This window comes from Microcystis sp. T1-4, assembly GCF_000297435.1.
In the GTDB taxonomy this organism is placed as follows: domain Bacteria; phylum Cyanobacteriota; class Cyanobacteriia; order Cyanobacteriales; family Microcystaceae; genus Microcystis.
Genome location: NZ_CAIP01000093.1, coordinates 21,372 through 30,160, shown reverse-complemented (window position 1 = coordinate 30,160; position 8,789 = coordinate 21,372). Strand labels below are relative to the sequence as shown.

At 39.3% G+C, this 8,789-nt stretch carries 15 protein-coding genes; 3 read left to right on the top strand and 12 right to left on the bottom strand.

The genetic code is table 11. The features are described from left to right. Positions 1 to 57: 57 nt before the first annotated feature. Positions 58 to 414 (top strand): hypothetical protein, encoded by a 357-nt coding sequence (locus tag MICAI_RS05135; protein WP_008198727.1) that lies wholly within the window; start codon positions 58 to 60, stop codon positions 412 to 414. Between the two features lie 34 nt (positions 415 to 448). Here MICAI_RS05135 and MICAI_RS05130 read toward each other — a convergent pair whose 3' ends face one another. Both MICAI_RS05130 and MICAI_RS05125 read right to left on the bottom strand, forming a co-directional pair. Continuing rightward, positions 449 to 988 carry a hypothetical protein gene (locus MICAI_RS05130; protein WP_008198725.1) on the bottom strand — a complete coding sequence of 180 codons (540 nt, stop codon included), beginning with the start codon at positions 986 to 988 and terminating at the stop codon, positions 449 to 451. Between the two features lie 107 nt (positions 989 to 1,095). Further along, the gene (locus tag MICAI_RS05125; protein ID WP_008198724.1) at positions 1,096 to 1,488 is read right to left on the bottom strand and encodes a hypothetical protein; all 393 of its coding nucleotides are present in this window, start codon (positions 1,486 to 1,488) and stop codon (positions 1,096 to 1,098) included. 11 nt (positions 1,489 to 1,499) lie between these two features. On the opposite strand from MICAI_RS05125, the gene MICAI_RS05120 reads away from it, so the two are divergent. Beyond that, positions 1,500 to 2,399: a hypothetical protein gene (locus tag MICAI_RS05120; protein ID WP_008198722.1), complete on the top strand. Its 900-nt coding sequence runs from the start codon at positions 1,500 to 1,502 to the stop codon at positions 2,397 to 2,399. A 98-nt stretch (positions 2,400 to 2,497) separates the two neighbouring features. Here the strand turns inward: MICAI_RS05120 and MICAI_RS05115 are convergent, their stop codons facing one another. The 5 genes from MICAI_RS05115 to MICAI_RS05100 form a co-directional block, all read right to left on the bottom strand. Further along, positions 2,498 to 2,935 carry a pentapeptide repeat-containing protein gene (locus MICAI_RS05115; RefSeq protein WP_002758200.1) on the bottom strand — a complete coding sequence of 146 codons (438 nt, stop codon included), beginning with the start codon at positions 2,933 to 2,935 and terminating at the stop codon, positions 2,498 to 2,500. Positions 2,936 to 3,049: 114 nt separating this feature from the next. Beyond that, the gene (locus MICAI_RS05110) at positions 3,050 to 4,522 is read right to left on the bottom strand and encodes a BCD family MFS transporter (RefSeq protein ID WP_008198717.1); all 1,473 of its coding nucleotides are present in this window, start codon (positions 4,520 to 4,522) and stop codon (positions 3,050 to 3,052) included. 37 nt (positions 4,523 to 4,559) lie between these two features. Next, positions 4,560 to 4,664, bottom strand: coding sequence for a DUF4351 domain-containing protein (locus MICAI_RS26875; RefSeq protein WP_255348747.1), 105 nt, complete (start codon positions 4,662 to 4,664; stop codon positions 4,560 to 4,562). 48 nt (positions 4,665 to 4,712) lie between these two features. Then, on the bottom strand, positions 4,713 to 4,964 hold the full coding sequence (locus tag MICAI_RS05105) for a hypothetical protein (RefSeq protein WP_008198716.1): 252 nt from the start codon (positions 4,962 to 4,964) through the stop codon (positions 4,713 to 4,715). A gap of 129 nt (positions 4,965 to 5,093) precedes the next feature. Continuing rightward, the gene (locus MICAI_RS05100) at positions 5,094 to 5,336 is read right to left on the bottom strand and encodes a hypothetical protein (RefSeq protein WP_008198714.1); all 243 of its coding nucleotides are present in this window, start codon (positions 5,334 to 5,336) and stop codon (positions 5,094 to 5,096) included. A gap of 21 nt (positions 5,337 to 5,357) precedes the next feature. Here MICAI_RS05100 and MICAI_RS26870 point away from each other — a divergent pair, with 21 nt between their 5' ends. Continuing rightward, positions 5,358 to 5,612 carry a type II toxin-antitoxin system Phd/YefM family antitoxin gene (locus MICAI_RS26870; protein WP_223210971.1) on the top strand — a complete coding sequence of 85 codons (255 nt, stop codon included), beginning with the start codon at positions 5,358 to 5,360 and terminating at the stop codon, positions 5,610 to 5,612. A 185-nt stretch (positions 5,613 to 5,797) separates the two neighbouring features. Here the strand turns inward: MICAI_RS26870 and MICAI_RS26865 are convergent, their stop codons facing one another. The 5 genes from MICAI_RS26865 to MICAI_RS05075 all read right to left on the bottom strand — a co-directional run bounded on the left by MICAI_RS26865 (position 5,798) and on the right by MICAI_RS05075 (position 8,767). Beyond that, positions 5,798 to 6,088, bottom strand: a complete 291-nt coding sequence (locus MICAI_RS26865; protein ID WP_008198712.1) for a hypothetical protein — start codon at positions 6,086 to 6,088, stop codon at positions 5,798 to 5,800. A 200-nt stretch (positions 6,089 to 6,288) separates the two neighbouring features. Then, the gene (locus MICAI_RS26860) at positions 6,289 to 6,513 is read right to left on the bottom strand and encodes a hypothetical protein (protein WP_232306135.1); all 225 of its coding nucleotides are present in this window, start codon (positions 6,511 to 6,513) and stop codon (positions 6,289 to 6,291) included. 5 nt (positions 6,514 to 6,518) lie between these two features. Beyond that, positions 6,519 to 7,169, bottom strand: a complete 651-nt coding sequence (locus MICAI_RS05085) for a restriction endonuclease subunit S (protein WP_008198708.1) — start codon at positions 7,167 to 7,169, stop codon at positions 6,519 to 6,521. An 11-nt stretch (positions 7,170 to 7,180) separates the two neighbouring features. Then, positions 7,181 to 8,266: an HsdM family class I SAM-dependent methyltransferase gene (locus MICAI_RS05080; protein WP_008198707.1), complete on the bottom strand. Its 1,086-nt coding sequence runs from the start codon at positions 8,264 to 8,266 to the stop codon at positions 7,181 to 7,183. A gap of 12 nt (positions 8,267 to 8,278) precedes the next feature. Further along, positions 8,279 to 8,767 carry a hypothetical protein gene (locus MICAI_RS05075; protein ID WP_008198704.1) on the bottom strand — a complete coding sequence of 163 codons (489 nt, stop codon included), beginning with the start codon at positions 8,765 to 8,767 and terminating at the stop codon, positions 8,279 to 8,281. Between the last annotated feature and the right edge of the window lie 22 nt (positions 8,768 to 8,789).

Genomic DNA, 8,789 nt, shown 5'->3' with positions numbered 1-8,789 from the left:
CAGGGGGGATCGAACCTAAAATCCATTTTCAATTTAATTTCACCCACCTACTTACCCATGAAAACTAGACAAGAATACCTCAACGCCCTAGTCAACTTTGACCAACCCCTATCAACTATCCTCCCTATCCTAAAAACCTTTCCTTGGGACAGTAGCGAAGCAATTATCACCCTAAAAAAAGAGCATCTGATCGATATTCTCGATCGCTATCTTAATAACGCTCTATCTGCCCCCGACTTAGAAAACTGGGCTGATGCCATCGAATGCAGAGAAGATATCGCATATAAAACAGATGAGGAAAATCTCATCAATGACATCATTTTTTACCTCGCTAACCCGACATTAAACGATCCAATATCACCAAAAATGATCGAACAATACATCAGCCAATTTTCCCATTTAAAGTCTTACTGAATTACCTAAATAATTGACCTCTCCTTGGTGAATTTTAATGCGGGTTTACTTGAATCTCAATTTTGTCCGAGGGGTTGAATTTAATTTCCTCAACAACGTAGGAACTGTTAAGGGCTACACGCTCGATTCCTCTTATTTTTGGAGGATCTAGCGAGGTTATAGTTACTTCCGCTTTTCCTTCATTAACATCAACAATTTTGAAGTTCTGTAGGGGTTCATGCCAGCGTTCTCTATTCTCTTTTGGATTGCTTGATCCCCCTTCCCCACGAATAACAAGCGTTCCGCTTTTGATAATAACCTTGCCTTGAAACTCTATCTGTTTGATCTCTTTCATTGCCACTTCTTTTGTTTTTGATTCTCTCCCTAAAGCGATCTTTTTTGCTTGGGAATCGAACTTGATTAATCTCCCAGATAGAGAAGTGCCATTTTTTAAAGATACTTTTGTATCATCCGGCATGAATACGGGGATTTTCTTGACGGGAGATCGATCGCCGGTGGCTGGTAGATGATAGCCAGCAAGAGAGGCGATAAAAACTAGGCTAGTTGCGGTTATTATTGGGTAGAGTTTTTTCATCTTTACCTTGCCTGAATGATCGGGATTGGGTTGGTTCTGTTTTCAATCTTGGATGTGGTGGGTTAGCGCTACTCGTAACCCAACCTGCGGTTTTTGTCAATATATTTTTACTTTCCGAAACCTTTGTTCGGGCGGTTTTGTTTGGCAATACGGAGGGCTTTTCCAGTTTTACCATCCTGTAGTGCGATCCGCATCGATCGCTTTTTCTGGTAGGATTGAATATCCGCCGCTAACGGATGAGAGTTATCGATGCGTAGATGGGTTAAAGAACAGACAAGACTCGTTTGTTTTCCCGATTCGTTTTTTAGGGAACAAATAATTCCCCCCTCGTCTCCCATGTAGAAAATTTTATCGATCGAAAACTGGTGATCGGGTTTGTATCGCTCGCCTTTTGTTTCAGCTATTTTTAACGTTTCGGGAGTTGCACGCACAGGGATCGGTAAACTTGCTTCCATTTTCTCAATTAAAAAACGAACTTGTCGGGGATCGTCGATGGACATGGTTATTCTCCTTGATAAAATACAAAGAACTGGCGATAGAACCCGGTCGATCGAGTAGGATAGCGATCGAAAACGCCAATCAGGGACATTTTGCCGTGAGCGCTCCGAATTCTCCCCCTCCCGGAACACAGATACTAGGAACCTTCGCCAGTCTTCTCGGTTTGCTGGGGATTTTTCTCTATTTTACAGGATGGATCTATCGGTGGGCCTATTTCGGCTGGTTTAGCCTTGAGATCAACCGTCTGGACTTGCCCTTGCGTTCCTTCCTTTTTGTGCCGATACAGGTCTTCTGTGGCGATTTCGGGGCGTTGCTGCGAACGTTTCTGGCACTGGTTGCCGTTGCCTTTGCGATTCAATTTACTCTCTGGATTTTGTTTCCCCTGCCATCCTATTCAATTGTCAGTCAATCTAAACGGAAATTTCATCAAAAATTTCAACCCCTAAGTTTATTAGTTCGGGGAATTCCCGAATCTCTCCGAAAAGATTTGATCGCTGTTATTTGGCTATTAATTATTCTTTTTTGGTTAGCTCGAATTCAGGGATCGATCGATGCCCGTCGCGATGCAGTTAATGATAGTTCTACCTTACCAGTTATCACTTTAGTTTTACCAGAAAAACAGATAGCGATCGGTCGCAATCCTGATGATGTTTTTACCGATCCTTCTCTCAAAGGTTATCGAATTATCGGTGAGACTAAATTACTCGAAGAGCTGCGGGGAAAAGAAACGAATGATAGTAAAGTCAATCCCCCGCGAGTTTGGCGGTTATTAATCCAAAATAACAATTGGATCTATGTTTTTCGCGGGTTATCTCCTCAGTCGGCAGAAAATGAACGTCCGGCGATTCTAGCCATTCGCGAGGATAAGGAAGGACAATTGATGATTCTCGCGCCGGATGTCCCAAAATCCTGATGAGAGTCAATCGGGGAAATGATCAAAAGCGATCGTTAATAAAAAAAGTCTAAAAGTCGCAACCCACAAGGTTTTTAGATTCATTCAGCAAACCCTATCTAGGGATTGCCACCACCGACAGCGATGCCAGTACCATAAATCTGAGCATTTGTCAAGTTAATTCTCTCCATCGATGCACCTGTCACATCGGCATCATAAATCACGGCGCTGGTGAAATTGACTCCATCGAGATCAGCTTGATTGAAACTTGCATTAGTCAGAAAAGCTGCGGTTAAATTCGCGCCTTCTAGGTTAGCATCGGTCAAATCTGCGCCTTCTAAGTTAGCTTCCTCCAGATTAGCTCCCTGTAAATTCGCTTTTCTCAAATCTGCGCCGATTAGATGCGCCCCTCTTAAATCTGCACCGCGGAGATCACAGCCCGGACATTCCCGCGTATTCAATAATTGTTGTACCTGTTGGGGATTTTCCGCACCGACGGGGTTAATCAGCAGTAAGGAGGCTAGGGAACCTAGGGTAATCATTAAAGTCCTTTTCATCGTTTTCGCCTCCTCCTTCGTTTTCTTCTCTACTTTTAGGATAGGAAAAAAGCTGCTAACCAACTTCCCCCGATCGGGCTAATTCTCCTGTTATCTCACTTTTGCTTGCTTTTGCTAGTCGATCTCTCCTTTTATCACTGTTGCGATCGCTGCTCGGGCATTTTCCTTAAATTCCTTGACATCGACGCGACTTAATAACCAAACTGCTAGGATCATTCCCAATGCTTGCACGAGGAAAACTAAGCCATAGGCTAAAACCGGACTATAAAAGACAACTTTACCGATATTTAAAATCGTACCGCCTAAAACCGTGGCTAATCCCCGGGCGATCGCTTGGGATAATCCCCAAGCGCCGATAAAAGTTCCTGCGGTTTCGGCGGCGGTTAAATCTAACATTAAACTGGTAGCTCCGGCGGTAATCATTCCCGAAGCTAAACCGAAAAAGAGCAAGCTTGATTTTAATAAACTTTGGTTAGCAGAAAAGCCGGCAAAAATCAACAGAATAAAACAAATTGTTGCAAAAATACAGCCATATTTAGTGGTTTTTTGTTTACCGATGCGGGGAATGAGCATAAATCCCGTGGCAGCAATACCAAAAAGGGTTCCGGTTCCCCAAAAAGCGTTCAATTGGGTGGTTTGGGCGATACACATCCCAAAAACCTCGCCGCCAAAGGGTTCCATAATTGCATCCTGCATAAATAAACTCAAAGTCATCATCAGCAGGAAGGTGAAAAATAAACCAGTTTGCCGACTAGCGGTGAGAACCTGTAACGCATCCTTGAAGGTAATTTGATCCTCTCTTTGCACAAGAGTGGACCGGCTACTAAAACGAGAATATTTTTTTTCTACGCCAAAAGTCGCTAAAATACAGAGAACGAAAACGATAGCGGGCATAATCGCGAACACGGGGTTAATACTCGCCTGTAGCTGCGGAATATTGGCTATAGGGGCTGATTGAGTCGGATCATAGGTCAAAATATTTGTACCGCAGATATTGGGAGTATCCAGCAAACGAGAACTAACGATCGCCCCGACGACGATTCCCACCATCAGCATTGACCAAACTATAGCAACTAATTGCGCTCGATTATCTTCATCGGATACATCCACCAAGAGGGCAGCAAAAGGGGTGGAACTGGCACTTAAAGCGAGTCCGTAGAGGGCGAAAATTAAGGCTAAGAGGGCAATCCAAGCGTAGGAAATGGTATTCCATCCCGAAGTTTGAATACTAAGTCCCAATTGCCAGACTACCTGCAAAGCAATAAAAGCTAAAGCGGTAAAAACTGCCGCGCCAATCCAGACATAACCGCTGCGATGATGACCGAAAATAGTTTTACCGTCGGATCTTTGCCCAAACCAGATGCGTGCTGGACTAACAAACTGGTGCATAGCGATCGCAGCTGCGGCGAGAAAGGGTAAAACTTTTAACTCATCGATCATAATCCGATTGAGAACCCCCAAAGTCAGCAGGGACATAATACCTAGTCCCATTTGAAAAAGTCCTAAGCGAAACATGGTGAAAAGTCCCAGTTTTGGCAGGGGTTTTGGGGATGAGTGAGTAGAATTGGAGATATCGCTGGTAGCCATGGTTAAATCAGTACAAAAAAAGCCGGTATTTAAAAATTTAACGCAGGACGAGCAGACATCTTCTATCGAGCAGCGCTTCTCCTAAAGTTTCTAATTGTTCTAGAGATAGTTCTTGGATTTGTTGGCCTAAAGTCGAGGATATTTCACCTCAACGAGGGTTAAGTAGCCTTAGAATCAAAGAAACCGCTTCTTATCCTCTTCCTTTTTCCCAGATGTCCTGATTAATGACTGATTCGCCCATAATTTCTTCCCTTTCTTCCACTTTTTGAAACCATTTAGTCCATTTTTCTTTTAAGTCCTCTCTTCGGTACGCTTCAATTTCTGCGGCGATATCTTTTTCGGTAATATCCTGAACGCCGGGTAAGGATTGAGTTTTATCAAAGAGTTCTTTAACTTTTTGGCTTAAAATCTGACGGTTTTGTTTGTCTGCTAAATTTAACAAAGCGTCTTTTAATAAATCTTCAACGCTGTTATAATTTCCTGTCGCTAATTGAGAGTTAATTAATTGTTATAATTCGGGATTTAAGGTAATATTTATGGTAAAATATGCTCCTGTATAATTCGGTGGATATTATGATGGTTCGTGAACGATTTCATCGATAAATTCTTCTCTTTCGTCTTCCGTCATGGTATCCCAATCATAACCGCGTTCTTTGGCTACGATTCTAGCTCTTTCTGCTCCTTCATTAAATACTGGTTCCAACTGTCTCCACTGACTGAGAATGAGAATTTTATAAACTTCCCGTTTCTGGTCTTCGGGGAGTTGTTTGAATAAGTCGATCACTTGTTCGTTGCTTAAGGTTAAGTTCGGCATAGGTCGCTTCTAGACACCAGCATGATTAATCAGTTTAACACGAGTCCTCAATGGAGAGGTTTTTCGGTTCGCCTATCCCTTCTGGGCTTTGATCGGTTAGAATCAAGAAATTATCGGCCTAGAAAGTCCTTTCATCTTCCCGCTTGCCGTAAAATTATGATTGTCTCTCTCCAAGAAGCTCAAGCCAAACTGCCCGAACTGATATACAATCTCAAACCGGGGGAAGAATTATTAATTACCGATAATAATCTCCCACTGGCAAAATTATCAGAATAATAGAATGATCTCGCACACCTCGAAGCGGAAACCTTCGCAATTAAAGAGGGAAAGTGCAAGGGTTTTGAGTCCATATTTCGATTTCTCAACGTTTGTTTCTTGCACTTTTTTGCCAAAAAAACCCCAAGCCATTTTCTAGCATGACCTCCACTGATATTTAGCAAGCCCTAAGTATTAATGATCTTTTAAGTCCATTTAGTTAAAAAATCTTGTAGTGGCGGATATGGTATTCGTTTTAATTTACCAAAATTAGTATCTTTTTCATAATCATTATCTGCCAATGTTTCCCCTGCCCTTTGTTTTTTCCTGCCATTATTACTAATCACCTTGGGAACATTATCAATCCATTTACCGCCAGTTTCTATCAATCGTTGATCTCTTGCTCGAATGCAATCGATCATTGAAAACACTTCAATGTCAACGATAAATGGTGAACAAAAACCATTTTCTTCTTGAAGTTGAATAGCTGCAATCAATAAAACATCTTTTTCGGCATCAATACTATCAATCGTAATATTTTCTTTTAGTCTTGCCGATGGTTCTCTTGGTGTCGGTGGTCTTTTGAGTTGTAAAGTTTTATTATCTACAAATAAACCTTTTAACTCTACTCTTTTGCCTGAAATATGAATGTAGTCGGGATAACTTTCTCGTTCTCCAATTTGACTGGGAGATTTCTCTAGTCCAAGGTTTTTAATTTTTTTCCTTGATTTTGATAATTTGAAATTAATTGAATTTGGGGTAAAACTCCATCTAAAAGTGTGTTAACAATTACAGCCACTTGGCTAGGTTCAAATCCTTTTAGTGCTTGATCTGGAATACTCAACCAATCTATTTTTATGCCAATCAATGACTTAAAAATATTGCGTAGTGATTGAATTTCTTGTGGTGATATATCGGGCATAATCATTAATTATTTGATAAATTTGCCTGTTTCATTATCTGTCTGCAAGCAAGAAGGTTTTGCCAAGATTGCTCTGCTAGAACTATTAAACTAGAGTTTATTTTTGTCCGTTCTTGCAATGTAGGAACGCTTACAGGTATCTGTTCCAAATTCTCTATGCTTACTCTTGGACGTGTTCCACCACTCCCTGCTGGCATTTGATGGAGAAATAAAGCTGATTTGAGATAACACCACCAAAAATAAGGGAGTTTATCTTTGGGTATGATCTCTACAAACTCTGAATTAATAGGATAGAATAAGGGACTATCTTTTTCGATCCAAGTTGCTTTTGGTGTTACTAAAACATTGCCAAGATAGGCTCTCATAGTGCCAAAAATTAGAGATTGTTCACCGACAACACTATATCGTCCTTTTGCTAAATAATTATCTTCTAGGACAAAGGTTAATAGTTCTCCTTTTGGAATGTTTTTATATTCTATCGGTGCAAAATGACACAAACTAATATCGCATTTATGATTGATAATTTTTTGAATATCAACAAAATCTGATAGAGTATAACCTAAGTCATTCTTTTTGTAATGATAGGGATTCCAGATACCTGCTTCTATCTTACAGGTATCTACTATTGTCAAAAAAGTATGCCCGTTTTTTTTCATTGTTTTTATACTTAAATACCGAGAACTTTGGCGACTTCCTTGTTTTCTAGCAATGTTTTTAGATCGTTGCTTTCTGTCTTTTTTTGCTGATTGTTCAGGGGGATGCCAATTGAAGAAATATTAGAAAAAATCGTTTTTTTATTTATTGTATTTTTACCTTTTTTGTCCAAGACAATAATATCGGCACGAGTCGTGGTATTTGAAGTTGATTGAAAAACGCCTTCAGGTAATATTATAACGGCAGTTAATAACCAACTTTTCTCGACACTTTGACGTAACTTTTCATACTCTTTATTCGAGATAATTGAATGAGGCAAAAGACAAACTAAACGTCCGTCAGGCTTTAATAACTCTAGAGCTAAATCAATAAATAGAGCATCGCTATTTCTATAGCCTAAATTGAATAAGTCGCTTTGAGATTCTAACAAGTCTATTGGCAGTGAAAACGGTGGATTTGCTACAATGTAATCTACTTGACCAAATAGTGTTTGAATTTCTTGATCGGGACGATAAATATTCGAGGTAAATAGAGAAATATTCTGACTTTGGTTAGTATTTATTCTTAAAACTAATTCCGTTAAACCGACCAACATCTCATCTACATCATTGGCAATGAGATGACAAGGTGTATATTGCCAACGTTCTCCCGCTTCTTTTAGAAAAGTTCCACTGCCACAAGTAGGATCCATTATTAAAGCATCCGATTTAATAGGAAGCATACTGACCATTTGTTCTGCTATTGCGTGTGGGGTAAAAAACTTTCCTGTAATATCTCGAAATCTTTTAGCCAGAAAATATTGATAAAAAATCGGTAGATTTTTTCCATTGACATCTTTTTTTATCTGACAATAAATTACTTCTTGAAGAGTCTTGTCTTGAAATACAATTTCTGATAAGCAGTGGCCTTTCATAATAATCTTATCGAGCTTTTTAGTAGTTTCAATGGCAAAAACATCAATGTAAGAATAGGCAATTACATTGAATACATCTTCCCCTTCATAGCCAAACTGTCTAAAAGCTAACTCTATATCTTTCAGAGCTTTAGTTTCTAACATTCTTTTACCTCGCACTTTTTGATCCAGATTTAGATTATACATTTTGTTAATCTCCTAAAAACCTTCTGGCTTTAAGACAGGACGATAACGTAATTTGATAATAACAGAACCACTAAACCTAAAGCTTGATTGAAAAGCAATAAAATTGAGTTGCTGAGTCATTATCCCATTGTTACAAATCTGATTCATTATTATTTCATAATTCATTTTAAATTCAGAACCATTTTTATCAATTAGAAATATAAAATCAGCACATCTTCTATTAGGATTGTCTCTAGATGGATCATCTTCATAACAAAAATCTTCGGTTTTATAGATAACCGAACCATTATTACACTTAATAGCGAAAAAAACGCTAGTAATTCCTGATTCTAAAACTTGACAATTATATTTTCCTTGCTGAGTTTCGATAAAACCACTTGCTTCAAACCAAGTATTATTGATTAATCTCTGGGGCCAGTCCTCTGGACATGAATTAGCAAAAGCAGCATAGTTTTCTAAACTTATTATTATGCTTATAGCTTTTGTTAACCATTTTAACATTTCAAATTTTCCTTTGCATAAG

Excerpts from the sequence above, each read along its gene's own strand:
- MICAI_RS26870 (WP_223210971.1), top strand. The coding sequence starts at position 5,358 with ATGATTAATCAGTTTAACACGAGTCCTCAATGGAGAGGTTTTTCGGTT.
- MICAI_RS05100 (WP_008198714.1), bottom strand. The coding sequence starts at position 5,336 with ATGCCGAACTTAACCTTAAGCAACGAACAAGTGATCGACTTATTCAAA.
- MICAI_RS05135 (WP_008198727.1), top strand. The coding sequence starts at position 58 with ATGAAAACTAGACAAGAATACCTCAACGCCCTAGTCAACTTTGACCAA.
- MICAI_RS05085 (WP_008198708.1), bottom strand. The coding sequence starts at position 7,169 with ATGAAAAAAAACGGGCATACTTTTTTGACAATAGTAGATACCTGTAAG.
- MICAI_RS05075 (WP_008198704.1), bottom strand. The coding sequence starts at position 8,767 with ATGTTAAAATGGTTAACAAAAGCTATAAGCATAATAATAAGTTTAGAA.
- MICAI_RS26860 (WP_232306135.1), bottom strand. The coding sequence starts at position 6,513 with ATGCCCGATATATCACCACAAGAAATTCAATCACTACGCAATATTTTT.
- MICAI_RS05125 (WP_008198724.1), bottom strand. The coding sequence starts at position 1,488 with ATGTCCATCGACGATCCCCGACAAGTTCGTTTTTTAATTGAGAAAATG.
- MICAI_RS05080 (WP_008198707.1), bottom strand. The coding sequence starts at position 8,266 with ATGTATAATCTAAATCTGGATCAAAAAGTGCGAGGTAAAAGAATGTTA.
- MICAI_RS05115 (WP_002758200.1), bottom strand. The coding sequence starts at position 2,935 with ATGAAAAGGACTTTAATGATTACCCTAGGTTCCCTAGCCTCCTTACTG.
- MICAI_RS05130 (WP_008198725.1), bottom strand. The coding sequence starts at position 988 with ATGAAAAAACTCTACCCAATAATAACCGCAACTAGCCTAGTTTTTATC.
- MICAI_RS05110 (WP_008198717.1), bottom strand. The coding sequence starts at position 4,522 with ATGGCTACCAGCGATATCTCCAATTCTACTCACTCATCCCCAAAACCC.